We start from the raw sequence: 24,733 nt of genomic DNA on the forward strand, positions 1-24,733 counted from the left end.
GTTACTCCGGTGAGCGAGCCAGATCGCCGACTTGTACGGGCTCGGTAACTTGCATAATCAGACCGTACGAGATTTTGTTGAACACCCGGAAAATAAACAGGGTGCCGTTTTGCTCGTCCGGCAACTTGATATTCTTGGGGCCACTCTTGGCCGTGGTATCCCTGATCGTTTTACCCAGAGTATGCAGCTGCAAGGTGGTACCAACATCGATTCCGTCAAGCGAACCGCGATTGATGCTGATAACTTCGTTTTGTCCGGCAAAGTTCACGCCCGAGTACACACCCAGCACGCGCGCGTCGACCATCTGGTCCGGTGCATGTGGCACATAGTTGCGGATTGCCGTTGGCGGCGCTGGCAACATGCGGTCGCCCACGGACATTTCCTGCTTGGACGAGGAGACGATCATGGTGTGCACTTCGGAACCTGGCTTGGCTTCAGCATGCACCTTGGCCGAACCCAGATACTGCGCTTCGTACGCGATGATCTTGTTGGTCACCGGGTCACGCAACGGGGCACCTGGGCGGAACACCTGGAACGAGCTCACGCCGTTCAGTTCGCCGCGGACATAGATCTTGTCGTCCTTGCCGAGGTTGACGTGCCCTTCCTGGGCAGCAACGATGCGCGGCGCAGTCTTGAGTTCGTCGCCTTCGATGATCAGAGGCTGGGTCAGGAATGGATCGATCACGCTGGACGGGATCGATGCAATCGCATCCTTGCCCAGGCCTTCGGTACGCAGTTGCGGCTGCAGACGGTTGTTGCCGTTGGCGCCGCCGTCGGAACCAGGCTTGTTCAGGGACAGGCGGCCATTGACGCGGTCAAAATACACGATCTGCCCTGGATAGATCCAGTGCGGATTCTTGATTTCATCTTTGTTCATGCCCCATACCTGCGGCCAGCACCAAGGGTGGTCGAGGAAGGCGCCGGAAATATCCCACAGGGTATCTCCTTTGACCACGGTATGCTGATCCGGTGCATTGGCACGGAATTCGCATTTTTTGGCGGCCTGGGCCGGGATGGCCAGAAGGCCGGTAAAGAGCGCTGCGACTGCAATGCGGGCGCTTACTGTGCTAAAATTTTTCATTGAGATGTCCGTAAAGTGCGGCATTAACACGGAATTGCTAGCTGGACTCATTACCTTTACCAGCCAGAGGCGCCACAGACAGCACGTTGAAACGCGACCCTATCGACGATTCTGGGGGCAAAGCTTGCCGAACTGGATCAAATTCTGCACATAAATCCTTGAACTAGCAAGACAAACCGCGATTTTGCCCCTGATCGACGTGTTGCGTTTTTGTTGTGCGGAAGCATTTTCCGCAGTTTTCCGTATCAAAAATTGAACGAATTGTTACCGAGTTAATAACACATATGGCAATACTGAATATTCTCCGCTACCCGGATGCGCGCTTGCACAAGGTTGCCAAACCCGTCACCGAATTCGGCGAACGGATCACCAAACTGGCCGCCGACATGGCCGAAACCATGTACGACGCGCCTGGCGTCGGCCTGGCTGCCAGCCAGGTTGACGTACACGAGCAACTGATCGTGATCGATACCTCCGAGACCAAGGACGAATTGCGCGTGTTCATCAACCCGCAGATCGTCTGGTCCAGCCCCGAAAAACAAGTCTACGACGAAGGCTGCCTGTCGGTGCCTGGCATCTACGATGGCGTCGAGCGCCCGGCCCAGGTCAAGGTCAGCGCCCTGGACGTGAACGGCAAACCGTTTGAACTGACGGCCGACGGCTTGCTGGCTGTATGTATCCAGCACGAAATGGATCACCTGCAAGGCAAGGTCTTTGTGGAATACCTGTCGCCGCTCAAGCGCAACCGCATCAAGGCCAAAATGCTCAAGGAAAATCGCGGTATCGAACGCGAAGCTGCCCTCAAAGCGGCCGGCCGCCGTTACTGATCGATGAAAGTCGTCTTCGCCGGCACGCCCGAGTTCGCAGCAAGCGCCCTGCAGTCACTGCACCAGGCCGGCTTCCAGATCCCGCTGGTCCTGACCCAGCCCGACCGCCCGGCCGGGCGCGGCATGCAAATGCACGCCTCGGCCGTCAAGCAGTACGCATTGGCCCATGGCATGGACGTGTTGCAGCCCTTGTCGCTGCGCATGGACAGCAAGGATCCCGAACGTGCGGCCCAGGCCGCTGCGGCGCACGCGCGTCTGCTGGCCACCGACTACGACGTCATGGTGGTGGCCGCCTATGGCTTGATCCTGCCGCGCAGCACGCTCGACATCAAACCCTGCATCAACATCCATGGTTCCTTGCTGCCGCGCTGGCGTGGCGCAGCGCCGATTCACCGCGCCATCGAAGCCGGTGACACGCAGACCGGCGTGACCATCATGGAAATGGAAGAAGGCCTCGATACCGGCCCCATGTTGCTCATTGAAACGGTGGACATCGGCGCGCACGAAACCACGGGCGCCCTGCACGACCGCCTGGCCAGCCTGGGCGCCAGCATGATCGTCAGCGCACTGCGCCTGCGCGCTGAAGGCAAGCTGCTTGCCGTCCCGCAACCGGAACAGGGCGTGAATTACGCCGCCAAGATCAGCAAGGAAGAAGCGCGCCTCGACTTCAATCTGTCATCGTCCGAGCTGGACCGTAAAATTCGCGCGTTCAATCCCTTCCCCGGCGCGCATGCCGAGGTGAACGGTGTAACCATCAAGATTTGGGGTGCCCAGCCACTGGAAGCATCCAGCGACGCCCTGCCGGGGCAGGTCTTGGCAGCCGATGCGCAACATGGCATCGTGGTGGCGTGCAAGCGCGGTACCCTGCGCCTGACGGAACTGCAGAAACCCGGCGGCAAGCGTTTGCCGGCTGCCGAATTCCTCAAAGGTTTCCCTCTGGCCGAACTCAGTTTCGACTGAGCCGGCCGTTCTCCTTACTTCAGTCTGCCTTGCCGCCGTTGGCGCGCTGGGCATCCATGTGTTCACGCAGGATCTGGTTGATGCGCGTCTGGTAGCCTGGGCCAGCCGACTTGAACCAGTTCAGCATGTCCACATCCAGGCGGATCGTCACGATCTGTTTCAGCGCCGGGTTGCCCACGGGGCGTGCGGCATTCTCGCCACCATTGTTGCTGCTCAGGGAAGCCTGTTCTGGCCAGGTCGCTTGGAAATCTTCGTTCATGTGTTGCTCCTATATCATCATTTATTGCCGCGTGTATAGGATTGTGCTGGGACCATGTAACGACAAGATTGCTGGCACGGCCCGTTTTGTATCGGCGTGTATCAAACCGGTTAAAACTTACACAAAGATACAAAGAAGCCCCCGGAAAAACCAAAGTTGCCTGATGACGTATAATTTTAGGCCGCCCCAAGCCGGCCTCGACGTCCACTGAAAGCATCCCCATGACCACCGCTGCCCCTGCCATCTCCGCCATCGAAACCCAGCTGCGCGCCATCTTGTCGCGCCGCATCATGATCCTCGATGGCGCCATGGGCACCATCATCCAGCAGTACAAACTGGACGAGATGGCCTATCGCGGCGGTCCGGACGGGCGCTTTGCCAGCTTTGCCGCGCCCGCTGCCAGCGGCGCGCGAGAGTTGTTCGTAAAAGGCAACAACGAACTCCTGACCCTGACCCAGCCCCATATTATTCAGGAAATCCACGAGCGCTATCTGGCTGCCGGTGCCGACCTGATCGAAACCAATACCTTCGGTGCCACCAGCATTGCCCAGGACGACTATCACATGGCCCACCTGGCCTACGAGATGAACGTTGAGGCCGCCAAACTGGCGCGCGCGGCCTGCCAGAAGTATTCCACCCCGGACAAGCCGCGCTTCGTGTGCGGCGCCCTGGGCCCGACCCCGAAGACCGCCTCGATTTCACCCGACGTGAACGATCCGGCCGCGCGTAACGTCACCTTCGACCAGCTGGTCGCTGCCTATTATGAGCAGACGCGCGGCCTGATTGCCGGCGGTGCCGACGTGCTGCTGGTGGAAACCATCTTCGATACACTCAACTGCAAGGCGGCCCTGTTCGCCATTGACCAGTATTTTGAAGAACATCCCGGCCAGCGCCTGCCCATCATGATCTCGGGCACCGTCACCGACGCCTCGGGCCGTATTTTGTCGGGCCAGACCGTGCCTGCCTTCTGGAATTCGGTGCGCCACGCCAAGCCGCTGACGATTGGCCTGAACTGCGCGCTGGGCGCCGCACTGATGCGTCCATATGCAGAAGAACTGTCGCAAATTGCCGACACTTTTGTCTGCATCTACCCAAATGCGGGCTTGCCCAACCCGATGAGCGACACCGGTTTCGATGAATTGCCGGCCGATACCTCATCCCTGCTGCGTGAATTTGCCGACAGCGGCTTCGTGAATATCGCCGGCGGCTGCTGTGGCACCACGCCCGAGCACATCAAGGCCATTGCCGACATGCTGGCCGACACCGCGCCGCGCGCTGTGCCCGAGATTCCGGTCGCGCAGCGCCTGTCCGGCCTGGAACCGTTCACGATTGACGACAGTTCGCTGTTCGTCAACGTGGGCGAGCGCACCAACGTCACCGGTTCCAAGGCATTTGCGCGCATGATTCTCAACGAGCAGTACGACGAAGCGCTGTCAGTGGCGCGCCAGCAGGTGGAAAACGGCGCCCAGGTCATCGACATCAACATGGACGAGGCCATGCTCGACTCGAAGGCGGCGATGGAACGCTTTCTGAATCTGATCGCATCGGAGCCGGACATTTCGCGCGTGCCCATCATGATCGACTCGTCCAAATGGTCGGTGATCGAAGCGGGCCTGAAATGCGTGCAGGGCAAGGCCATCGTCAATTCCATCTCGATGAAGGAAGGCGAAGAAGAATTCATTCGCCAGGCCAGATTGTGCCGCCGCTATGGCGCTGCGGTCATCGTGATGGCCTTCGACGAGCAGGGCCAGGCCGACACCTTTGCGCGCAAGACCGAAATTTGCGCACGCGCCTACAAGGTGCTGACCGAGCAGGTTGGCTTCCCGCCGGAAGACATCATCTTCGACCCGAACATCTTCGCCATTGCCACCGGCATCGAAGAACACAATAACTACGCGGTCGATTTTATCGACGCCACGCGCTGGATTCGCGCCAACCTGCCGCACGCAAAAATCTCGGGTGGCGTCTCGAACGTATCGTTCAGCTTCCGCGGCAACGACCCGGCGCGCGAAGCGATCCACACCGTGTTCCTGTACCACGCCATCAAAGCCGGCATGACCATGGGGATCGTCAATGCCGGCATGATGGGTGTGTACGACGACATTGCGCCCGAGCTGCGCGAACGGGTCGAAGACGTGGTGCTCAACCGCCGCGACGACGCCACCGAACGCATGATTGAAATCGCCGGCACCCTAAAGGCAGGCGGCAAGCAGGATGTGCAAAATCTGGAATGGCGCGAAGGCACTGTGCAGCAGCGCCTGTCGCACGCGCTGGTACATGGCATCACCCAGTGGATCGTGGACGACACCGAAGAAGCGCGCCAGCAGTTGCTGGGCAATGGCGGGCGGCCGATTCACGTGATTGAAGGCCCCCTGATGGATGGCATGAACGTGGTCGGTGACCTGTTCGGCCAGGGCAAAATGTTCCTGCCGCAGGTGGTCAAGTCGGCGCGCGTGATGAAGCAGGCCGTGGCCCACCTGATCCCGTACATCGAAGAAGAAAAGCTGGCCGAAGAAAAACGCACCGGCATTGTCGCCAAACCGAAGGGCAAGATCGTCATTGCCACCGTCAAGGGCGACGTGCACGACATCGGCAAGAACATCGTTTCGGTGGTCCTGCAATGTAATAACTTCGAAGTCGTGAACATGGGCGTGATGGTGCCCTGCTCCGAAATTCTGGCGCGCGCCAAGGTGGAGAATGCCGACATGATCGGCCTGTCCGGCCTGATCACGCCTTCGCTGGAAGAGATGGCGCACGTGGCCAAGGAAATGCAGCGCGATCCGCACTTCCGCATGCTGAAGATTCCCCTGCTGATTGGCGGCGCCACCACCAGCCGCGCCCACACAGCCGTCAAGATCGCGCACAACTACGAAGGCCCGGTGGTGTATGTGCCGGACGCCTCGCGCTCGGTGTCGGTGGCGCAGTCGCTGCTCACGCCTGAAAGCCGCGACAAATACATCGAAGACATCGAACAGGATTACGTACGCATCCGCGAGCAGCACGCCAACAAGAAGGCCTTGCCGATTCTGCCGCTGGCGGCCGCACGTGCCAACAAGATGCAGCTCGACTTTGCACCGGCCAGGCCGAAGTTCATTGGCCGGCGCGAGTTCAAGAATGTCGACCTGGCGCTGATCGCCAAGTACATCGACTGGGGTCCATTCTTCCAGACCTGGGATCTGGCTGGTCCCTTCCCTGCCATTTTGACGGATGCGGTGGTCGGCGACGCCGCCACCAAGGTGTTTGCCGAAGGCCAGGCGCTGCTGAAAAAAGTCATCGAAGGCCGCTGGCTCACGGCCAATGGCGTGGTCTCGCTGCTGCCGGCCAACACGGTCAACGATGACGACATCGAGATCTACACCGACGACACGCGCGGCACGGTTGCCTTTACCTATTACGGCCTGCGCCAGCAAGGCGTCAAGCCGCTGGTCGATGGTGTGCAGCGGCCCAACCAGTGCCTGGCTGATTTCATCGCACCCAAGGCCTCGGGCATCAAGGATTACATCGGGATGTTTGCCGTAACGGCAGGTCTGGGCATCGAAAAATACGAAAAGCGCTTTGAAGACGCGCATGACGACTACTCGTCCATCATGCTCAAGTCGCTGGCCGACCGTCTGGCCGAAGCGTTTGCCGAATACATGCACGAGCGCGTGCGCACGGATTTGTGGGGCTATGCACCAGACGAGCACCTGAGCAATGAAGACATGATCGCCGAGCGCTACGCAGGCATCCGTCCGGCGCCAGGCTACCCGGCCTGCCCGGAACACACGGTCAAGGCGGACATGTTCAAGGTGCTGCAAGCGCAGGAGATCGGCATGGAATTGACGGAGTCGTTCGCCATGTTCCCCGGTGCGGCCGTGTCAGGCTTCTATTTTGCGCATCCGGAAGCGAAGTACTTCGTGGTGGGGAAAATCGGTGACGACCAGGTGAATGACATGGCCGCCCGCCGTGGCGTCAGCAAGGATGATCTGGAGCGCTGGCTGGCCCCTAACCTGTCCTGACCCTCCACATCGCCCTCGCGGAGGCGGCGGTCCGACGACTCGGGGCCCATAGCACGCATGCGTGGCATGGGTCCCGAATCGTCGGACCGCCGCCTCCGCGAGGACGATGTGTTGGGTGATTTTAAAGCGCGTAGCGAACGACTGTGTCGCTCCACTCGAAGGCGGCCATTTCCAGCTGCACCAATTCGTCGGTCGACAAGGCCAGGCCACGCAAGGCCGGTTCGACCTGGTCTTCCATCTCTTCCATCCGTTCGATGCATTCAGCCAGGTGCAGCAGCTCGCCAAAAAAGCCGCTGCGCGTGCGCAAGGCATCGGCCACTTCGTCGATCACCGGAATCTGGGCCACGATCTCGTCCATTGTCATGCCGAACAGCACATCCATCAGCGACATGATCCCCACCGTGAAGGCGACATCGGCAATGTTGCGCTGGCTGGGCCGCAGCTTTTGCGCCAGCAGCTCCAGCATGCGCCCGCGCGTGGTGGCCAGCATCAACAATGGCGTCATGCTGCTGCCGCGCCGCGCCGGTTCCGCGTACAGCATGATCTGCAGCCAGCGCTGCAATTGGCGCCGCCCCAGCACCGACACAGCCTGGCTCAGCGAATCGATCTTGTAGCGAGCGCCCACTGCCGGGGTATTCACCAGCCGCAGCAGGTTCAGGGCCAGCGTCACGTCGCGTTTCACAGCACGTTCAATATCGATATTGTCCGCGTCGGAGGTGATCAAGGTCATCAGCTCCACCACCGCCAGCTGCGAAGGTGACAGCTTGCGGCCAATCATCACCGACGGCTTGGCAAAATAGAAGCCCTGGAAGTAGTCAAAACCAAGCGCCAGGCAGGATTCAAACTCGGCCCGGGTCTCGACTTTTTCAGCCAAAATTTTCTTGCCAGCCTTTTTGAAATTGTCGGCCAGTCGCGCCAATGCCGCCGGAGGAATGTCGCGCACGTTGAGCTTGATGAAATCCATCAGCGGCAACAACTGGCTCAGCTCGGGGGTATCGTGACCGACGTCGGACAGGGCAAACCGAAAGCCATGGCTGCGCAGTTCGGCAATGCGTTCAAGCAGCGGCGCGCTGACGCGCATGCTGTCGACGATTTCCAGCACCACCTTTTCGCGCGGCAGGAACACAAAGATGTCACTGATGAGCACTTCGGCATCGACATTGATGAAGCCGAGCGCGTCGCCCATGGCCTTTTCCAGCCCCAGTTGGGCGGCGTGGGCAATCACGCTGGCGGTGGCCTTGATGTCGGTTTCAATCTGCGCGGCGGCGACGAGCGCATTACGAAACAGCATTTCGTAGCCGAACAGGGCCTGGTTTTTATCCAGGATGGGTTGCCGCCCAAGATAAAAGTCGCGCACGGGCGCGTGCTGGGTGTCGCTTGATGCGGTCATCGGTGAGAATTTCGTCTTGATTTTATGCAATAGCGCTAATGTACCTGAAAGCGCCAGATTGTTGTAGTTCTGATATTAACAAGGTTGTTACACAGGCATCCCGTCGACAAATACCTTCAGCTCGCCTGGCTCGAACGCGGTCCAGGCTTCATTGGTGGTCAAGGGCGCAGTGACGATCACGGCCACCCGGTCTTGCGGGGTGGTCACTTGTGAAAAATCGACACTGACGTCTTCATCCGACAGTTTGGCTGTCAGGAAGGGATACTGGCGCACAACATAATGCAAGCTCGTCGAGCAGTGCGCAAACAGGGCCGACCCGTCAGATAGCATCAGATTAAAGGTGCCGTGAGCGGCGATGGCGCGCACCAGCTCGGCCAGGGCTGCGCGCAGCAGTGGTAGCGCTGGCGCGGTGTCGCCAAAACGGGTGCGCAGTTCCTGCAAAATGAAGCAGAAAGCCTGCTCGCTGTCGGTGCTGCCCACCGGGCGGTAAGGACCGTTGAGAGTGGGGGCAAATTCCTTCAGGTCGCCATTATGGGCAAACACCCAGTAGCGGCCCCATAGTTCGCGCACAAAGGGATGGCAGTTTTCCAGCGCCACATGGCCTTGTGTGGCCTTGCGGATGTGAGCGATCACATGTTTGGATTTGATCGGATAGCGCTTGATCAGTTCCGCAACTGGGGAATCGACAGCCGCCTGGTGATCGACGAAATGGCGCACGCCGGCGCCTTCGAAAAAAGCGATGCCCCAGCCATCGTGGTGGGTATCGGTGCGGCCGCCGCGCATGGCGAAGCCGGTGAAGCTAAAAACAATGTCTGTAGGGACATTGCAATTCATTCCGAGAAGTTGGCACATGGGCGCCAGCTTAGCATATGGGACTAATATCGCTGGGAGTAACGCCGGCGCACCATTACATCGTCCTCGCGAAGGCGGGGACCCATGGCACGCGAACCAACTTCGGAAACGTGGAATGGGTCCCCGCCTCCGCGAGGACGATGTTGGCTTTTTTTAGTGGAGCAGGACGGGCTGGCTCATGAGGGAATCATAGGAACCGAGAAACTCGTCGATTTCTTCCATGGTGGGTTCGCTGGCGATGAGATTGTTGACGTCGCGCCGGAACGATTGTGCCAGCCGGCCGCCGATAAACGCTTCGCGGCGCCCGGATTTGTCGACGATTTCATAGCCGCCAAAGCGCAAGGCTTCGAGGTTGTGGTCGGCGCCGAATTCAACCACGCTGTACTGCTCACTGTTATAAATCATGTTCATGCTTGCTCCTTCGCTCGATCAGATTTTCAATCTCTGTTATAGGGAAATGGGGCTAACCGGACCGATTTCAAGGCAGGTGCAGGTCCGGCGTCAGTTCCAACAGCTGATCGTATGGCGGTTGCTGCAGCCACGATCGCAACTGATCAAGGTGGTCTGGATTGGCCACGCCGATATACAACCGGTCGGGGTGCAATCGCAGGATCCGATTTAATGTTACACGCAAAACGAGATTACCGGTGCAGCACAGGCAAGCGGGCGCCACTCTGTGCACATTGAGCATTGCTGAAGAAACAAGAGGAGAGCGGCCGTCGGACAGCCCTTCGAGGATCAGGGCCACGCGCTGCCCCGGCACCAGGGCCGCGCCGATGGCGGCCTCGCGCGCCGCCACGCTGGGGCCGGTGACAATGGTCAGCAAGCATGCAGACGCTGCGCCGGCGGCCGCCGGCGGCGCCGCCATCACTGGCCTTTTTTGGCCAGCTTGCCCGGCTCGACGCCGAGTTGCTTGAGTTTGCGGTACAAGTGGGTGCGTTCCAGGCCGGTTTTTTCCGCCACGCGTGTCATCGAACCGCCTTCGCGGCCCAGATGGTGTTCGAAATACATGCGCTCAAACGCATCGCGCGCTTCCCGCAGCGGCAAGTCAAACGACAGCGAGAAACCATGGCCTTCACCCGCCGGCAAGCCGCCAATGCGCACCGGCATCGAAGCCGGTGCCTGAGCCGCAAACAGGGCGCCGGCAGTGCTGCTGGTCTCTTCGACCTGCGGCGCCATCATGGGGCGCGGGGCGATGGCCGGCGCCCGCACCGCTTCCTGGGCACGGGTCAAGCCTTGTTGAACTGCCTTCAGTAGTTTTTGCAGAGCAATTGGTTTTTCCAGGAAGTTGAGCGCGCCAATCCGGGTTGCCTCCACTGCCGTGTCGATCGTTGCGTGGCCCGACATCATGATGACAGGCATCGTCAGCAAGCCATCGCGCTGCCATTCCTTGAGCAAGGTGACGCCATCGGTATCGGGCATCCAGATATCGAGCAGCACCAGATCGGGGGCGCCTGCATTGCGTGCGTCACGCGCCTGCTGGGCGTTTTCAGCCAGCTGAATCGCATGGCCTTCGTCGCCCAGGATTTCCGAGAGTAGCTCGCGGATGCCCATTTCATCATCAACTACGAGTATGTTTGCCATCTATGTACGCCTTCCTGATGTGGCCCGCGACTGCGGCATTGCAGCTCTTAGCCACTATTCTATTCGTGATCAGCACTTACGCCAATACACTATCCGTGCATAACTTTAACAGCAAAATCAGGACCGACGCGCCAGTTCCGTCACTGCGGTTCTGGATCTCGATTCTGCCACCATGTTCATCAACGATTTTTTTGACCATCGGCAGCCCCAGGCCGGTCCCGCGCGCCTTCGATGTGACGTAAGGTTCAAACGCGCGCGCCATGATCTTGGGCGCAAATCCGGGACCGTTGTCAACGATGGCCAGGCGCACTGCGGTGCCGGCGCTGCCATCGGGGCTGGTGTAATGCACCGCTTCGGTGGTCAGGTCAATGCGCGCTGGCGGCGCGTCCGGTCCGCGGTCGTTCATCGCGTCCTGCGCGTTGGCCAGCAGGTTGTGGATCACCTGGCGCAGCTGGGTCGGGTCGCCCATCACGTGCGGCAGTCCTGGCGCCAGATGGGCGTGAATGATATCGCTGCCGTCGCCAGCCAGGTACAGATGCAGGATCTCGTCGATCAAGCCATTCAGATCGAGCTCCTGCAGCACCGCCGGCGGCGCCTTGGCGTAGTCGCGGAAGTCGTCGACCATGCGCTTCATGGCGTCGACCTGGTTGACGATGGTGGCCGTGCCCTTGTTGAGCAGTTCCACGTCCGCACCCGACAGGCGCGATTCCAGTTTCATCTGCATGCGCTCGGCCGACAGCTGGATCGGCGTGAGCGGATTCTTGATTTCGTGCGCCAGGCGCCGCGCCACCTCGCCCCAGGCCACCGAGCGCTGGGCCGAAATCACGTCCGAGATATCGTCGAACACCACAATGAAGCCACTGCCGGCGCGCACCGGCAGGCGCGAGCCGCGCGCCAGCAGCACAATGTCGTGGTCTTCGGTGGCGCCCTGCGGGCGGGGAATTTCAATCTGCTGCTGCCAGTGGCGCACCTGGCGGGCGCTGCTGGCGGCTGATTGCGCGCTCTGAGCCAGGAACGCGCGCGTGACGGCTGCGGCAAAGGCATCGAGGCCTGTCACCTCGGCCAGCGGACGGCCGATGTCGGACGCCAGGTTGTGCTGCAAAATGCGCTCGACTGCTTCATTGGCCGTGACGACCTTGAAGTCGGCATCCAGCACGATCACGCCGGCCGACATATTTTCCAGCACCGATTCCAGGTGGGCCTTGGCGCTTTGCAGCGCGGCGCGGTTGCGCTCGACGGAACTGCGCGCCTCGAACAGCTGGCCCGTCATGGTGTTGAACGATTGCGTCAGTGTGCCCAGTTCATCCGAGGTCGCCACGATCGGCCGCGGCGACAAGTCGCCTTCGGCCACCGCGCGCGTGCCTTCGGCCAGCACCAGCAGCGGCTGCGCCAGATTGCTGGCGATCAGAAACGCGCTGGCAACCGCGCCAAAAATGGCCAGCAGCAGCGTTAGCGTCAGGGTCTCGATATACATGCGGCGCAAGCCCACGCGCGCCACGAAGCGTTCCTGGTATTCGGTGTAGGCGGTGCTAAGCACTTGCGCGTTCGAGGCCAGGTTGACCGGCACCGCCTGAATCACCTGCAAGAAGCGCGGCTGCGCGCCCGGCGGCTCGGGAATGGCCAGCACCACGCGCTGCCGCAGCCCGGCCGACGCATCGGCGCCCTGCACTGGCGGCGCCGCCGCGCCTTCCTTGAAATCGCGCTCGGCGCCTTCGGTGCGGGCGTACCCGCCCGGCATCACCGCCTGCAGCAGCATGGGCGCGGTCGGCATGTCGGGCACCAGGTTCTGGCGCCGGTTGCGTGCGGCCGACAAAATGATCTTGCCATCGACCCCGATCAGCATCGCACTGATCATGCCGTCGCGCTCATCGACCAGGCGCGTAAGGATCGCCTGGGTCGACATGCGGTCTTGCCCGGCCAGTGTGGTGGCGGTGATTTCCGCCGAGGCACCCAGGTCGCTGAGCGACTGGTCCAGCGCGGCCAGGCCCAGATTGACGCCCGACTCCAGCGCCGCTTCAATCTTGACGTTGAACCAGGAGTCGATGGAGTGCGACACGAACTGCACCGACACCAGAAAGATCACCAGGCCAGGCAGGATGCCAATGCCGGCAAACAGCAGCACCAGGCGCGCCATCAGGCGCGAGCCGAACTTGCCGGCCTTGTAGCGCGAGTAAAGACGCGCTAGCGCCACCACCACGAACACCAGCAGCGAAAAGGCGACGGCGGCGTTGAGCCCCAGCAGCCAGGAATAGTAACGGTCGAAGAAACCCGAATTGGACGAGGCGGTGGCCAGCAGGAACAGCAGAATGCTGACCACGGCGCCGCCGACGATCAGGGAATAGCGCAAGGCCTGGTTCACGGCTTTACTCCGCGCGGTACTGGAATTTCTTGTCCTTCGATTCGAGGCGCCACTGCGAACTGCTGAAGGCATTGACCTGAATCGGCTTGGGCAAACGCTCGCGGTCCATGAACATGCGCAGCGTGACGTTGTAGGTTTCGCCTGGCTTGAGCGCGCCGCGCTGGGCAAACAGCCAGCGCCCTGGCCGGCGGATCAGCACCATCGCGTCTTCCAGCGTGGCGAAGCTTTGCAGCATGCTGCCCAGCAGCGCCACCTGGTACTGGCGCGTCAATACATTGTACGAGATGCGGATGGTCTGGCTTTCCGAGACGGCCTTGTCGTCGTACCAGTACCAGCGCGGGCGGGTCAGTTCGATCTGGGTGGTGAAGTACAGCTGCACGCCGTGCTGAATGGCGTCTTCCAGACCATGATTGAGTTCAAAGGAATAGGCCGACGCCAGCCGGTAGCCTTCGTCCGACGCTTCGATCGTGGCGCGCGTGATCTCGATGCCGTCCGCCGCCTGCGCCTGTGCGCACGCGAACAACAGCAGCAGCTGGCCGGCGAGGAGTCGGAAAAATCGTAGCGTCACAGGGGGGCCTGAACCTTTAAAGTCGATCGCATTATGGGGGACCGGCTACGCCGCGTTCTTCTGGAACAGGGCATAAAACAAACCATCGTGGTCAAGGTCGCCAGCGCCGGCAGGCAGCAACTGGCCGGGCGCATCAAGGCGCGTCGCTTGATGGCGCACCGCGAATGCGGCGGCCTGCGCCTCCGATTCCTGGGGCCAGAGCGAGCATGTCACGAACAGCAATTTACCACCGGGCCGCAGCATCTGCCAAAGGTTGTCGAGTATTTTGCCGGAAAGTGTTGCAAGTTGGAGCGCATCGCCCTTGCGGCGCAGCCAGCGGATATCCGGATGGCGCCGCACGATGCCCGATGCAGTGCACGGCACGTCGGCCAGAATGCGGTCGAACGGCTCGCCGTCCCACCATACTTTGGTCTGCGCTTCGAAGGCCTTGAGGGTGGCCGTGAGCTGCAGGCGCGCCAGGTTTTCTTCAATGCGCAGCAAGCGCTTGGGATCGGAATCAATGGCCGTCAGCTGTACGTCGGCCAGCTCCAGAATGTGGCAGGTCTTGCCGCCCGGCGCGGCGCAGGCGTCCAGCACGCGCATGCCGTCCTGCACATCGAGCAGGGGCGCGGCCAGCTGGGCCGCCGCGTCCTGTACCGACGCCAGGCCCTGGTCGAAACCGGGAATCGCGGCCACGCCAATGGCCTTGTCAAGACGCACGGCGGACGGGCCGATGCGGCGCGCGCCCAGGCCGGCGTCGGTCAGCAGCTGCAGGTACGCTTCCACGCTGGTCTTGCGCACGTTGACGCGCAAGGTTAGCGGCGGCTGGGCATTGCCGGCGGCCAGAATGGCTTGCCAGTCGGACGGGTAGGCGGCCTTGGCCGTGTCGATCCACCATTGCGGGTAGTTGTAGCGCGCCACCGGCTGCAGCAGCACGGTCTTGACCAGTTCTTCGCGCTCGCGCAGAAAACGGCGCAGCACGGCGTTGACCATGTTCTTGGCATGCGCCATGTCGGGGTGCGAGGTGGCCACGGTGACGGCCTGGTCGACCACGGTGAATTCTTCGTACGGTGGCGCGCCGCCATCGGGCGTATCCATCAGCGACAGGGCGCAGCACAGCAGGCTGGCCAGCATGGCCGGCTCGGGCGCCTTGGAGGTCATCAGCGCCAGCAGCGCTTCGCTGCGGCCCAGCTGACGCATGGTGCGGTAGGCAATGTCCTGAATGGCGCCGCGCGCCTGCGGCGTGGCCGCGGTCACGCCAAACGCCGTCAGCAGCGCCTGCGGCAGCGTGGTGCCAGTGCGCACCTGGGCCACGGCATTGGCCGCGCCCAGCAGACACAGCGCCAGCGAATCGGGTTTCAGGTTGGGACGAAACCCTGGCTGCAGCACCGGCTTGACCTCGTAACTGGGCCGGATCCGCGGCGCGGCAGGCCTGGCTGGTTTGAGGGAGAGCGTCGGGCGCTTGTTGGTCATGATGATTCGATTCTTGATGCTTTATAAAGGTGCAATTGTACCGGGTAAGACTTGCGCGAGGCTTAAGCACGGCTGGCCATAGCGATTAAAACAACAGCTGAGCACGCATCGACAGATGCAAAAAAGTCATTCTTGATGCCTCGCCCGCAACTCTGCCTGGTCCACCCCGCTGGCGCAGCCTGGCGCCGTGTTCCGGCTCGCGGCAAACCAGTATAATTGTCCTTAGTTATGCCCGTGGCCAGGCCACCGCTCTTTTCAACGACAGATCACCGCACATGCTCGCTTCGCAAAAACAAGAAATCGCCGCCCTGTTCCAGGATGCCCTCGCCCCCATCGTCGCGGGCAGCGGTCTGACCCCGAACGTGGTACTGGAACGCCCGCGCGACCCGTCGCACGGCGACATCGCCTGCAATATCGCGATGCAGCTGGCCAAGCAGCTCAAGATGAATCCGCGCGAACTGGCCACCCAGGTGGTCGCGGCGCTGCTGGCCAACCCGGCCGGCAAAGGCCTGGTCGAATCGGCCGACATTGCCGGTCCCGGCTTCATCAACTTGCGCGTGGCTGCCTCCAGCAAGCAGGCCGTGGTCAAGACCATTCTGGCTGAAGGCGCCGCCTTCGGCCGCAGCGCGGCTGGCGCCGGCAAAAAAGTGGTGATCGAATTCGTCTCGGCCAATCCGACCGGCCCGCTGCATGTAGGCCACGGCCGCCAGGCCGCGCTCGGCGACGCGCTGTCGTCGCTGTTTGACGCCCAGGGCTACGCCGTCACGCGCGAGTTCTATTACAACGATGCCGGCGTGCAGATCGCCACCCTGGCCGCTTCGGTGCAGGCGCGTGCGCGCGGCATCAAGCCAGGTGACGCGGCCTGGCCCGAATCAGCCTACAACGGCGACTATATCGGCGAGATCGCCGCCGATTTTTTGGCCGGTAAAACCGTCAAGGCCAGCGACAGCGACGCCGTTACCGCCAGCGGCAATGTCGACGATCTGGACTCCATCCGCGCCTTTGCGGTGGCCTATCTGCGCAACGAGCAGGACATCGACCTGCAAGCGTTCGGCGTCAAGTTCGACAACTACTATCTCGAATCGTCGCTGTACCAGGACGGCAAGGTGGATAAGACCGTCGAGGCCCTGATCGCCTCCGGCAAAACGTATGAGCAGGACGGCGCGCTGTGGCTGCGCAGTACCGACTACGGCGACGACAAGGACCGCGTGATGCGCAAGTCCGAGGGCGGCTTCACGTATTTTGTGCCGGACGTGGCGTACCACCTGGTCAAGTGGCAGCGTGGCTATGCGCAGGCCATCAATGTGCAGGGCAGCGACCACCACGGCACCATCGCGCGCGTGCGCGCCGGCCTGCAAGCCATCGGCCAGGGCATCCCGCAGGGCTACCCCGACTATGTTCTGCACAAAATGGTCACCGTCATGAAAGACGGCGCCGAAGTGAAAATCTCCAAGCGGGCCGGCTCTTACGTTACCGTGCGCGACCTGATTGAATGGTCGGGCAATGGCGACATCGAAAAAGGCCGCGACGCGGTGCGCTTCTTCCTCACTTCGCGCAAGGCCGATACCGAGTTCGTGTTCGATGTCGACGTCGCACTCAAGACCTCGGACGAAAATCCGGTGTATTACGTGCAGTACGCGCATGCGCGGATTTGCCGCATGCTCGAGCAGTTCAGCGGTGCGCTGTCCGACCTGGCGGCAGCAGACCTGTCGCCCCTCGGCGCGCCCACCGAAATGACGCTGCTGGCGACCCTGGCCGCCTACCCTGAAATGCTGGCGCGCGCGCAGCAGGAACTGGGACCGCACCAGGTCGCGTTCTACCTGCGCGACCTGGCTGCCAATCTGCACAGCTTCTACTTTGCCGAACGCGTGCTGGTGGACGACGAAGCGCTCAAGACCGCGCGTCTGGCGCTGATGGTCGCCACGCGCCAGGTACTGCGCAATGGCCTGGCCATGATCGGCGTGTCCGCTCCCGAGAAAATGTAACCGCAGGATTTCCCGTGAAAGCAAGAATGAGAATCGAAAAGCGCTCTTTGCAACGCCAGCTCGGCGGCACCCTTGGCGGCTTCCTGGCCGGCTTGATCGTCGGCCTCGGCGTCGCCGTGGTGGTGGCCATCGTCATCACCAAAGGTTCGACCCCGTTTACCGACAAGTCGGGCAAGCTGAAACTGGGCGAGCCAACGGCAGGCCAGGTGGCCGATCCCAACAAGCCGATGTACGGCAACAAGGACGCGGCGCGCCAGGCCAACAAGGAAATCAGCGACAAGCACAAGCCGTCGGATGATCCGCTGGGCGACGCTGTAGCGGCCATGGGCGCCGGCCCGGCCGTGAAACCGGCGGCGCCAGCGCCTGCAGCAGCCACGCCGGCTGCCGCACCGGCTGCCACGCCAGCTGCGGCTCCCGCTGCAGCGCCCGCAGCGGCCGACGCCGCGCCAGAAGAGAAGATCACTTACTTCCTGCAGGCTGGCGCCTTCCGCGCAATTGACGACGCCGAAAACACGCGCGCCAAACTGGCGCTGCTGGGCTTTGAAGCAGCCATCAGCGAAAAGGCGAACGACAGCGGCGTGTTGTACCGCGTACGCATCGGCCCCTTCGACAAAGCCGAAACGATGAACAAGGCGCGTTCGAAACTGCTCGACAGCGGTGTCGATGTCGCCATCGTCAAAAACCAGAAATAACAAGGGAACCACGCCATGCGTCTGCTCCACAAATTGCTGCTCTGCCTGACCTTCTGCCTTTCCTGCGGCGTTGCCATGGGGTCGCCCTCGGCGCCGCAAGCCGGCACCGATTACACGGTCCTGCCGGCCCCGCTGGCCACCAGCGCCGCGCCCGGGAAAGTGGAAGTCATCGAATTCTTTTCGTATGCCTGCCCGCACTGCCGCGCGTTCGAGCCGGCCCTGGCAGCATGGGTCAAAAAGAATGCCGACAAGGTCAGCTTCCGCCGCGTGCATGTGGCTTTCCGCCCTGCGGAACAGCCTTTGCAGCGTCTGTACACCACGCTCGAAGCGATGGGCCTGACCGAATCCATGCACGCGAAAATTTTCGCCGCCGTACAGGATGAGCACCAGCATCTCAGTTCCGAGCAGGCGGTGCTGGCGTGGGTTGCCAAAGCGGGTATCGATGCCGCCAAGTTCGAGGCCACCTGGCGCTCGTTCGGCATGCCATCGCGCGTGAGCGCGGCGCAAGCGTCGGTGGCCGCCTTCGATGTCGATCTGTGGCCGTCGATCGGCATTGATGGCCGTTTTTACACCTCGCCTTCCAAGGTGGCCGAAGGGGCCGGCAAGTCGGTGCAGACGGTCGAACAGCAGCATCAGGCCGGCCTGACCGTGATGGACTTCCTGGTCGCGCAGGCGAAAGCGGCAAAGAAGTAACCATGCCAGCGCCAGCGCCATGAGCCGGGTCTTCATTACCGGCGCTTCCAGCGGCATCGGGGAAGCGCTCGCGCGCGAATACGCCAGCCGCGGCGCCTCGCTGGGGCTGGTGGCCCGCCGCGCCGACGTCCTGGCCGCACTGGCCGCTTCCCTGCCCCATCCCGAGCGCCACGCGGTGTACCCGCTGGACGTGACTGACCATGCCGCGCTGCGCGCGGCAGCGCACGATTTTGTGGCCCGCTTTGGCGGCGCCGATATCGTCATTGCCAATGCCGGCGTCTCGCACGGGACCCTGACCGAGCATCCCGAAGACCAGCACGTGTTCGACACCATCCTGGCGACCAACGTCAGCGCCACGGTGGCCACCTTCACGCCCTTCATCGCGACCATGAAGGCGCAAGCCAGTCCATGCCGACTGGTCGGCATTGGCAGCGTGGCGGGCATTCGCGGCCTGCCTGGCGCAGGTGCCTACAGCGCATCCAAGGCAGCGGTGCTGTGCTATTGCGAATCGCTGCGATTGGAACTCAAACCCTTCGGCATCAAGGTGGTGACCATCGCGCCCGGCTACATTGCCACTCCCATGACCGCCAAAAACGCCTACCCCATGCCGTTCCTGATGCCGGCCGCGCGCTTTGCCGAACGCGCCGTGCGCGCCATCGACGCCGGCGACAGCTACCGCGTCATCCCCTGGCAGATGGGCTGGGTCGCCAAACTGCTGCGCGCGCTGCCCAACGCCCTGTACGACCTGGCATTTGGCCAGGCGCCGCGCAAGAAGCGCCAAGTGGACGCGCCCCCGGCATGAACGGCGCCGACATCGCACGCCTGTCGCACGCTGCCGCGGCGCAGCAGGTCGCCATCGAGGTGGTGCAGGAAACCGGCTCCACCAATGCCGATCTGCTGCTGCGCTGCGCTGCGCTGCAAAACAATCTGCTGCTGGTGGCGCTGCGCCAGACGGCCGGACGCGGACGGGCCGGCCGCAGCTGGCTCTCGAGCGAAGGCTCGCTCACGTTTTCACTGGCCTGGAAGCTGCATCTGCCGCTGCACGCGCTGGCGGGCCTGCCGCTGGCCGTGGGCGTGGCGCTGGCGGAAACGCTGGCCCGCCTCGGCGTGCGCGTGCAGCTCAAATGGCCCAACGATGTACTCAAGGATGGCGCCAAGCTGGCCGGCGTGCTGATCGAAACCCAGGCCGCGCCCGATGGCGCGCTGTGGGCCGTGATTGGCGTGGGCCTGAACCTGACCATGCCCGACGAACTGGAACAGCAGATTGGCCGCCCTGCCGCCGGCGCGCCCTGGCTGGCCAACATGGCGCGCGCCGAACTGATGGCAATGCTGCTGGACCAGCTGGCCGACAGTCTGACCGAATTCGAACAAACCGGTTTTGGCGCCTTCAGCGCGCGCTGGAACCGGCTGCATGCCTGGCAAGGACACCAGGTGGCCATTGTCGACCAGGGCGCCACGCTGCACGAAGGCAGTGCGGCCGGGGTCGACGACCGTGGCGCCCTGCTGCTCGATACGGCAGCCGGGCGCCTTGCCATTGTCGCCGGTGACGTGTCGCTGCGGGTGCTGGCATGAACGCGGTGCCGCAACAGCTGGTGCTGCTGATCGATGCGGGCAATACCCGCATCAAGTGGGCCCTGGCCCGGCCCGGCGCGGCCCTGGGCGACTGGCTGGCCAGCGGTGCAGTGACCCACACCGAACTCAATCACCTGCCTGCGTCCTGGCCGCAAACGGGCATCACGCGGGCGCTGGTAGCCAATGTGGCTGGCCCGCGCCTGCGCGACCAGCTGCAACTGATGATTCCGACCACCGCGATCGACTGGTTCGCCTCGCGCGCGCAGCTCGACGGCATGCACAACCGCTACCGTAATCCGGCCCAGCTGGGCTGCGACCGCTTTGCCGCCGCGCTGGGCGCGCGCGCGCTGGAACCGGGGCGCCCCATCATTGTGGCCACCTGCGGCACTGCCACCACGATCGACGCGGTGAGCGCGCAAGGCGACTTTTTGGGCGGGATGATTCTGCCGGGCCTGGGCCTGATGGCCGCCGCACTGGCGCGCAACACGGCCCAGCTGCCGCAGGTGGCTGCGCGCGATCTGCCGGCCGGCTTTGCCGACAACACCGACGACGCCATCCTGTCCGGCTGCCTGGCCGCCCAGGCAGGCGCCATTGAACGCGCGTTTGCCCTGCATGGCGCGGCGCTGTGCGTGCTTTCCGGGGGCGCGGCCCCGTTCATCGCACCGCAACTGGCCGTGGCGCACCGGATGGTCGATAATATCGTCCTGACCGGCCTGCAACGGGCCGCCAACGCTTCTGACTTCACAACGGGATAGCACGTGCTGAAATTTTTATTCTGGGCTCTGCTCTGCATCAACGGCATCCTGTTCGCTTACGGCCAGGGCTATCTCGGCACGTACAAGCCCACCGAGCATGAGCCGGAGCGGATCCGCAATCAGCTGGCCACCGACCAGCTCAAGCTGCTCAGCGCCGCTGCCGCAGCGCGTTTGACCACGCCCGAACCAGAACCGGAGACGCCCGCCCCGGCCCCAGTCCCCGCTGCCGATACGGCGCCCAAGGCGACGCTGCTGGCCTGCAGCTTTGGCAATTTCGATGCGGCCGAGGCGCGCCGTTTCGGCACCCTGGTGGCGCCCCTCAAACTCGGTGCGCGCCAGACCCAGGACAACGTCACGGTGCAGGAAGTGAGCAAGCACATGGTGATGATTCCGCCTCTGGGCAGCAAGGAAGCGGCCGACCGCAAGGCGGCAGAACTGAAGGAACAGGGTGTCTCGAACTACTTCATCATGAATGAGAACGGCCCCACCAAATGGGCCATTTCACTGGGCGTGTTCAAGTCCGAAGCGGCAGCCCAGACTTTGCTGGCGGCCCTGAAGAAGCAAGGCGTGGGCAGCGCCCGCGTGGTGGCCCGTTCCAGCCCGGCCAGCCGCGTGGTGTACCGCTTCAGCGAGGTCGATACCGACACCCGGGCCAAGCTCGATGCGGCAGCCGCCAAGTTCGACGACCTCGATCTGCACAGCTGCAAATAAGCGTCTAGCGGCCGGCGCCGGCCGCGTCGAACAGGGCGCGGTCGGAATAGATCTGAATCAGGTTGCCGGTCTGCGACAGGTGCTGGGCAATCGCCACCGTCAGATGAATCAGCCGGGAGCCGGTCAACACGCTGACGCGGCGCAGCTGCGGGCGGTTGAGCGAGAAAAAGCGCGTCCATTCCTGACTGACTTCGGTGGTGACCAGCACCGCTTCGCTGGCATCGATCAGCAATTCCAGTGTGCCCTGGCGCGTGATTTCCATCCTGATTTCGTCCAGTGCCGCGGTGCCGAACTGACCGCTGTCCTGGCCGCTGATAGTGACCAGCAGGGTGCCCGGCCGCGGGCGCAGAAACACGAAGCGCCCCTCGCCAGCGGTCATCTCCAGACTGCCATCAGCCAGGACCGTCTTGCTTAGCGGGAGATTCAGGGGCAGCTGCATCAGCCGCCCTGCCCTGGCAAATCCGGCACTTCGCTCATCAGCGCGAGGTGGTTGCCGTCCGGGTCCTGGAACTGCGCCAGCCACAGTGCCGACTGTTCGGTCTTGTGGACCAGGTGCGGCGTTTGCTGGAACGGCACGCCCTTGCCCGCCAGTTCGGCATGCACGGCGTCGATGTCGGGCACGGTGAAATACACGGCCGAGCCACCGGCAATGCGCTGGCCTGGAGGTGGCACGCCAATCAGCAGGCGCAGCGCGCCACACTGGAAAAACGCCATCTGCGGCGGCGCCGCAAACAGAAACGGCAGTCCGAGGACATCGCGATAGAACGCGATGCCCCGCTCCAGATCGGCCACCGGCAGCATCAATTGTCCGATGGTCGCGTTCGACAGGTTCATATCTTCTCCTGAGGGTTTAACGTTTGATCACGATGGGACGCAAGCCCAGCGAAGCGGGTACGGCGCGCGCTGCTTCCTGGGCTTCGCTGCGGCTGGCGAACGGGCCGCTCAGCACGCGGTGCAAGGCGCCCGCGCGCACCACGCCGAGCGTGGTGCCAAGCCAGTCCTGCCCCTTGACCCGTTCGCGCACGTCATTGGCCTTGTCGGCGCGCGCAAAGGCGCCCAGCTGCACATAGAAACCGGCAGCCGGCGCGGCTGCCTCGACTTCACTGTCGGGACGCGCTTTCTCGGACTGGATCTCGGTCCGGTTGGCCAGGATCAGCGCCGTGATGTCGTCCTGCCCTTGCAAGGCAGCAGGGCGCGCCTCTTCGTCGGCGGGGCGGCGCTTGCTGGCCACGGCATCGCTCTGCCCACCAGGCAGCAGGCGCTCCAGCGTGACCATCTGGCTGCCCTTGCTGAGCAAGCCCAGTTTCAGCGCCGCCGTGTAGGACACATCGACAATCCGGCTCGAATGGAAGGGGCCGCGGTCATTGATGCGCACCACCACCTGCTTGCCGTTGTCGACGTTGGTGATGCGCGCGTACGAAGGAATCGGCAGCGTCGGGTGGGCCGCCGTCATCTTGTACATATCGTAGATTTCACCGGACGAGGTGCGCTGGCCATGGAATTTTTTCCCGTACCAGCTGCTCAAGCCCTTTTGCGTGAAGGGGCGGTCATCGAGCATCGGGGTGTAGGTTTTCCCGAACACCACGTAAGGACGGTTCGAGTAGCGTGCGTATGGCTCGGCCTTGACCACGGCATCGGGAATCTGATCGAGGTTGGCGGGCGGTGAGGTGCCCGGACCGTCGTCCTGATAATAGCCCCCGCGCCCGGAACCGGCGGCCGGCAGATCGGGCGTGATGGGGGCGTGGCTGATCGGGCGCGCCCCGTGGCCAGGCAGCTGGCCCACCGCGCGCCCGCCTTCCGGTGAGGTGGCGCAGCCTGCCAGTATGGTGAGTGCGATGAACGCTGGGACTAATCTCGACACGTTCATCGCGCCTCCATGGTCTAAGTTTGAATGAGTTTCCGGTGTCGCTGGATGCTCATCAGTATACCGATACCCAGACCCAATGTCACAAAAGCAGTTCCGCCGTAGCTCATGAACGGCAGCGGCACGCCCACCACGGGCAGGATCCCGCTGACCATGCCCATATTGACAAAGGCGTAGGTGAAGAAAATCATGGTGATCGCCCCGGCCAGCAGGCGCGTGAACAGGTTGGGCGCGTTGGCGGCGATGATCAGGCCGCGCGCGATCAGCATCAGATAGATGAACAGCAGCCCCAGAATGCCAAGCAGGCCGAATTCTTCCGAGTACACGGAAAAAATGAAGTCAGTCGTGTGCTCGGGGATGAATTCCAGGTGCGACTGGGAACCCTGCATGTAACCCTTGCCCGAAAACCCGCCCGAGCCAATCGCAATGATCGACTGGATGATGTGGAAGCCCTTGCCCAGCGGGTCGGTGGTGGGGTCGATCAGTGTCATGACGCGCTCGCGCTGATAGTCGTGCATCATGGACCAGGCAATCGGCAGGCTGCCGGCGCCGGCGATGAACAGGCCAGCGAGTGCTTTCCACGACAAGCCCGCCAAAAAGATCACATAAAAGCCCGAGGCCAGCACCAGCAGCGAGGTACCCAGATCGGGCTGCAGCTGGATCAGGCCAACCGGCACCACCAGCAGCGCCGCCGCCACCAGGAAGGAGTGCCAGCGCACCAGCCCACCCTTCTGGTGAAAATACCAGGCCAGCATCAGGGGCATGGCGATCTTCATGATTTCGGACGGCTGGATATCAAAGCCGATGTGCAGCCAGCGGCGCGCGCCCTTCTTCACCACCCCGAACACAAACACCGCAATGAGCAGCGCCACGCCGAAGGTGTAGACCGGCACCGCCAGGCGCATCAGGGTCTGGGGCGGTACCAGGGCCGCGGCCCACATCACCACAAAGGCGATGACGGCATTGCGTACCTGGCCTTCCATGCGGCCCGGGAAATCGACACCCGCCGACGACATGCAGACCATGGAGACGGCCAGCAGCAGAAACAGGATCATCGCCAGCGGCCCGTCGAACACGGTGAAGTAAGGTTTCATGCGCCGCCACAGGGAGCGCCGTTCATTGATCCGCATG

Annotated in this window: 24 protein-coding genes; 10 read left to right on the forward strand and 14 right to left on the reverse strand. The window is 62.7% G+C overall.

Annotated elements, in window-relative coordinates; genetic code table 11:
* Nucleotide 1: 1 nt before the first annotated feature.
* A complete protein-coding gene (locus BUC24_RS18795; protein ID WP_073220365.1) occupies nucleotides 2-1,081 on the reverse strand; it encodes a LysM peptidoglycan-binding domain-containing protein in 1,080 nt (359 codons plus the stop codon).
* A 284-nt stretch (nucleotides 1,082-1,365) separates the two neighbouring features.
* Here BUC24_RS18795 and def point away from each other — a divergent pair, with 284 nt between their 5' ends.
* Both def and fmt read left to right on the forward strand, forming a co-directional pair.
* Complete coding sequence (gene def, locus BUC24_RS18800) at nucleotides 1,366-1,908, forward strand: peptide deformylase (RefSeq protein WP_073219702.1); 543 nt, start codon at nucleotides 1,366-1,368, stop codon at nucleotides 1,906-1,908.
* 3 nt (nucleotides 1,909-1,911) lie between these two features.
* A complete protein-coding gene (fmt, locus tag BUC24_RS18805) occupies nucleotides 1,912-2,868 on the forward strand; it encodes a methionyl-tRNA formyltransferase (protein ID WP_073219705.1) in 957 nt (318 codons plus the stop codon).
* Nucleotides 2,869-2,887: 19 nt separating this feature from the next.
* Here fmt and BUC24_RS18810 read toward each other — a convergent pair whose 3' ends face one another.
* Nucleotides 2,888-3,127 carry a BrnA antitoxin family protein gene (locus BUC24_RS18810; protein ID WP_083598991.1) on the reverse strand — a complete coding sequence of 80 codons (240 nt, stop codon included), beginning with the start codon at nucleotides 3,125-3,127 and terminating at the stop codon, nucleotides 2,888-2,890.
* A gap of 221 nt (nucleotides 3,128-3,348) precedes the next feature.
* Between BUC24_RS18810 and metH the strand changes: the two genes are divergently transcribed.
* On the forward strand, nucleotides 3,349-7,125 hold the full coding sequence (metH, locus tag BUC24_RS18815; protein ID WP_073219708.1) for a methionine synthase: 3,777 nt from the start codon (nucleotides 3,349-3,351) through the stop codon (nucleotides 7,123-7,125).
* Nucleotides 7,126-7,246: 121 nt separating this feature from the next.
* Here the strand turns inward: metH and BUC24_RS18820 are convergent, their stop codons facing one another.
* The 8 genes from BUC24_RS18820 to rsmB form a co-directional block, all read right to left on the reverse strand.
* A complete protein-coding gene (locus BUC24_RS18820; RefSeq protein ID WP_073219712.1) occupies nucleotides 7,247-8,515 on the reverse strand; it encodes an EAL and HDOD domain-containing protein in 1,269 nt (422 codons plus the stop codon).
* Between the two features lie 87 nt (nucleotides 8,516-8,602).
* The gene (locus BUC24_RS18825; RefSeq protein ID WP_073219715.1) at nucleotides 8,603-9,367 is read right to left on the reverse strand and encodes a class II glutamine amidotransferase; all 765 of its coding nucleotides are present in this window, start codon (nucleotides 9,365-9,367) and stop codon (nucleotides 8,603-8,605) included.
* Nucleotides 9,368-9,520: 153 nt separating this feature from the next.
* Nucleotides 9,521-9,778 carry a BTH_I0359 family protein gene (locus BUC24_RS18830; RefSeq protein WP_073219718.1) on the reverse strand — a complete coding sequence of 86 codons (258 nt, stop codon included), beginning with the start codon at nucleotides 9,776-9,778 and terminating at the stop codon, nucleotides 9,521-9,523.
* Between the two features lie 67 nt (nucleotides 9,779-9,845).
* A complete protein-coding gene (locus BUC24_RS18835) occupies nucleotides 9,846-10,193 on the reverse strand; it encodes a P-loop NTPase family protein (RefSeq protein WP_229448289.1) in 348 nt (115 codons plus the stop codon).
* 41 nt (nucleotides 10,194-10,234) lie between these two features.
* On the reverse strand, nucleotides 10,235-10,951 hold the full coding sequence (locus BUC24_RS18840) for a response regulator (protein WP_073219723.1): 717 nt from the start codon (nucleotides 10,949-10,951) through the stop codon (nucleotides 10,235-10,237).
* A gap of 76 nt (nucleotides 10,952-11,027) precedes the next feature.
* Nucleotides 11,028-13,310, reverse strand: coding sequence for a sensor histidine kinase (locus BUC24_RS18845; protein ID WP_073219726.1), 2,283 nt, complete (start codon nucleotides 13,308-13,310; stop codon nucleotides 11,028-11,030).
* Between the two features lie 4 nt (nucleotides 13,311-13,314).
* Nucleotides 13,315-13,878, reverse strand: a complete 564-nt coding sequence (locus BUC24_RS18850) for a DUF4390 domain-containing protein (protein WP_073219729.1) — start codon at nucleotides 13,876-13,878, stop codon at nucleotides 13,315-13,317.
* A 45-nt stretch (nucleotides 13,879-13,923) separates the two neighbouring features.
* Nucleotides 13,924-15,330: a 16S rRNA (cytosine(967)-C(5))-methyltransferase RsmB gene (rsmB, locus tag BUC24_RS18855; RefSeq protein WP_073219731.1), complete on the reverse strand. Its 1,407-nt coding sequence runs from the start codon at nucleotides 15,328-15,330 to the stop codon at nucleotides 13,924-13,926.
* 275 nt (nucleotides 15,331-15,605) lie between these two features.
* Between rsmB and argS the strand changes: the two genes are divergently transcribed.
* The 7 genes from argS to BUC24_RS18890 are packed head-to-tail and all read left to right on the forward strand — an operon-like array spanning nucleotide 15,606 to nucleotide 21,738.
* On the forward strand, nucleotides 15,606-17,315 hold the full coding sequence (gene argS / locus BUC24_RS18860; protein WP_073219735.1) for an arginine--tRNA ligase: 1,710 nt from the start codon (nucleotides 15,606-15,608) through the stop codon (nucleotides 17,313-17,315).
* Nucleotides 17,316-17,341: 26 nt separating this feature from the next.
* Nucleotides 17,342-18,007, forward strand: coding sequence for an SPOR domain-containing protein (locus tag BUC24_RS18865; protein ID WP_073219738.1), 666 nt, complete (start codon nucleotides 17,342-17,344; stop codon nucleotides 18,005-18,007).
* A gap of 15 nt (nucleotides 18,008-18,022) precedes the next feature.
* Entirely contained in the window at nucleotides 18,023-18,700 is a 678-nt protein-coding gene (locus BUC24_RS18870; RefSeq protein WP_073219741.1) for a thiol:disulfide interchange protein DsbA/DsbL, read from the forward strand.
* A gap of 19 nt (nucleotides 18,701-18,719) precedes the next feature.
* A complete protein-coding gene (locus BUC24_RS18875) occupies nucleotides 18,720-19,502 on the forward strand; it encodes an SDR family oxidoreductase (RefSeq protein ID WP_073219743.1) in 783 nt (260 codons plus the stop codon).
* Nucleotides 19,499-20,272, forward strand: a complete 774-nt coding sequence (locus BUC24_RS18880) for a biotin--[acetyl-CoA-carboxylase] ligase (protein ID WP_073219745.1) — start codon at nucleotides 19,499-19,501, stop codon at nucleotides 20,270-20,272. Before BUC24_RS18875 ends, BUC24_RS18880 begins: the two co-directional genes overlap by 4 nt.
* A gap of 17 nt (nucleotides 20,273-20,289) precedes the next feature.
* Nucleotides 20,290-21,027, forward strand: coding sequence for a type III pantothenate kinase (locus tag BUC24_RS18885; protein ID WP_073220372.1), 738 nt, complete (start codon nucleotides 20,290-20,292; stop codon nucleotides 21,025-21,027).
* A gap of 3 nt (nucleotides 21,028-21,030) precedes the next feature.
* Nucleotides 21,031-21,738, forward strand: a complete 708-nt coding sequence (locus BUC24_RS18890; RefSeq protein WP_073219747.1) for an SPOR domain-containing protein — start codon at nucleotides 21,031-21,033, stop codon at nucleotides 21,736-21,738.
* Between the two features lie 4 nt (nucleotides 21,739-21,742).
* Here the strand turns inward: BUC24_RS18890 and BUC24_RS18895 are convergent, their stop codons facing one another.
* From BUC24_RS18895 to rodA, 4 genes are read right to left on the reverse strand one after another with little or no spacing between them, the layout of a single operon-like run.
* Nucleotides 21,743-22,177: an STAS/SEC14 domain-containing protein gene (locus tag BUC24_RS18895; protein WP_073219749.1), complete on the reverse strand. Its 435-nt coding sequence runs from the start codon at nucleotides 22,175-22,177 to the stop codon at nucleotides 21,743-21,745.
* A complete protein-coding gene (locus tag BUC24_RS18900) occupies nucleotides 22,177-22,572 on the reverse strand; it encodes a VOC family protein (protein ID WP_073219752.1) in 396 nt (131 codons plus the stop codon). Before BUC24_RS18900 ends, BUC24_RS18895 begins: the two co-directional genes overlap by 1 nt.
* Before the next feature lie 16 nt (nucleotides 22,573-22,588).
* A complete protein-coding gene (locus BUC24_RS18905) occupies nucleotides 22,589-23,605 on the reverse strand; it encodes a septal ring lytic transglycosylase RlpA family protein (RefSeq protein ID WP_073219756.1) in 1,017 nt (338 codons plus the stop codon).
* A gap of 14 nt (nucleotides 23,606-23,619) precedes the next feature.
* The gene (rodA, locus tag BUC24_RS18910; RefSeq protein ID WP_073219760.1) at nucleotides 23,620-24,732 is read right to left on the reverse strand and encodes a rod shape-determining protein RodA; all 1,113 of its coding nucleotides are present in this window, start codon (nucleotides 24,730-24,732) and stop codon (nucleotides 23,620-23,622) included.
* Nucleotide 24,733 lies beyond the last annotated feature (1 nt).

The organism is Massilia sp. CF038, from assembly GCF_900129765.1.
In the GTDB taxonomy this organism is placed as follows: Bacteria; Pseudomonadota; Gammaproteobacteria; order Burkholderiales; family Burkholderiaceae_D; genus Telluria_A.

Bases quoted from the DNA above. Each gene is read 5' to 3' on its own strand.
- BUC24_RS18865 (WP_073219738.1), top strand. From the start codon at position 17,342: ATGAGAATCGAAAAGCGCTCTTTGCAACGCCAGCTCGGCGGCACCCTT.
- BUC24_RS18895 (WP_073219749.1), bottom strand. From the start codon at position 22,177: ATGCAGCTGCCCCTGAATCTCCCGCTAAGCAAGACGGTCCTGGCTGAT.
- fmt (WP_073219705.1), top strand. From the start codon at position 1,912: ATGAAAGTCGTCTTCGCCGGCACGCCCGAGTTCGCAGCAAGCGCCCTG.
- BUC24_RS18875 (WP_073219743.1), top strand. From the start codon at position 18,720: ATGAGCCGGGTCTTCATTACCGGCGCTTCCAGCGGCATCGGGGAAGCG.
- BUC24_RS18840 (WP_073219723.1), bottom strand. From the start codon at position 10,951: ATGGCAAACATACTCGTAGTTGATGATGAAATGGGCATCCGCGAGCTA.
- BUC24_RS18905 (WP_073219756.1), bottom strand. From the start codon at position 23,605: ATGAACGTGTCGAGATTAGTCCCAGCGTTCATCGCACTCACCATACTG.
- BUC24_RS18880 (WP_073219745.1), top strand. From the start codon at position 19,499: ATGAACGGCGCCGACATCGCACGCCTGTCGCACGCTGCCGCGGCGCAG.
- BUC24_RS18830 (WP_073219718.1), bottom strand. From the start codon at position 9,778: ATGAACATGATTTATAACAGTGAGCAGTACAGCGTGGTTGAATTCGGC.
- rsmB (WP_073219731.1), bottom strand. From the start codon at position 15,330: ATGACCAACAAGCGCCCGACGCTCTCCCTCAAACCAGCCAGGCCTGCC.
- metH (WP_073219708.1), top strand. From the start codon at position 3,349: ATGACCACCGCTGCCCCTGCCATCTCCGCCATCGAAACCCAGCTGCGC.
- BUC24_RS18870 (WP_073219741.1), top strand. From the start codon at position 18,023: ATGCGTCTGCTCCACAAATTGCTGCTCTGCCTGACCTTCTGCCTTTCC.
- BUC24_RS18810 (WP_083598991.1), bottom strand. From the start codon at position 3,127: ATGAACGAAGATTTCCAAGCGACCTGGCCAGAACAGGCTTCCCTGAGC.
- def (WP_073219702.1), top strand. From the start codon at position 1,366: ATGGCAATACTGAATATTCTCCGCTACCCGGATGCGCGCTTGCACAAG.
- BUC24_RS18825 (WP_073219715.1), bottom strand. From the start codon at position 9,367: ATGTGCCAACTTCTCGGAATGAATTGCAATGTCCCTACAGACATTGTT.
- BUC24_RS18820 (WP_073219712.1), bottom strand. From the start codon at position 8,515: ATGACCGCATCAAGCGACACCCAGCACGCGCCCGTGCGCGACTTTTAT.
- BUC24_RS18795 (WP_073220365.1), bottom strand. From the start codon at position 1,081: ATGAAAAATTTTAGCACAGTAAGCGCCCGCATTGCAGTCGCAGCGCTC.
- rodA (WP_073219760.1), bottom strand. From the start codon at position 24,732: ATGCGGATCAATGAACGGCGCTCCCTGTGGCGGCGCATGAAACCTTAC.
- BUC24_RS18900 (WP_073219752.1), bottom strand. From the start codon at position 22,572: ATGAACCTGTCGAACGCGACCATCGGACAATTGATGCTGCCGGTGGCC.
- argS (WP_073219735.1), top strand. From the start codon at position 15,606: ATGCTCGCTTCGCAAAAACAAGAAATCGCCGCCCTGTTCCAGGATGCC.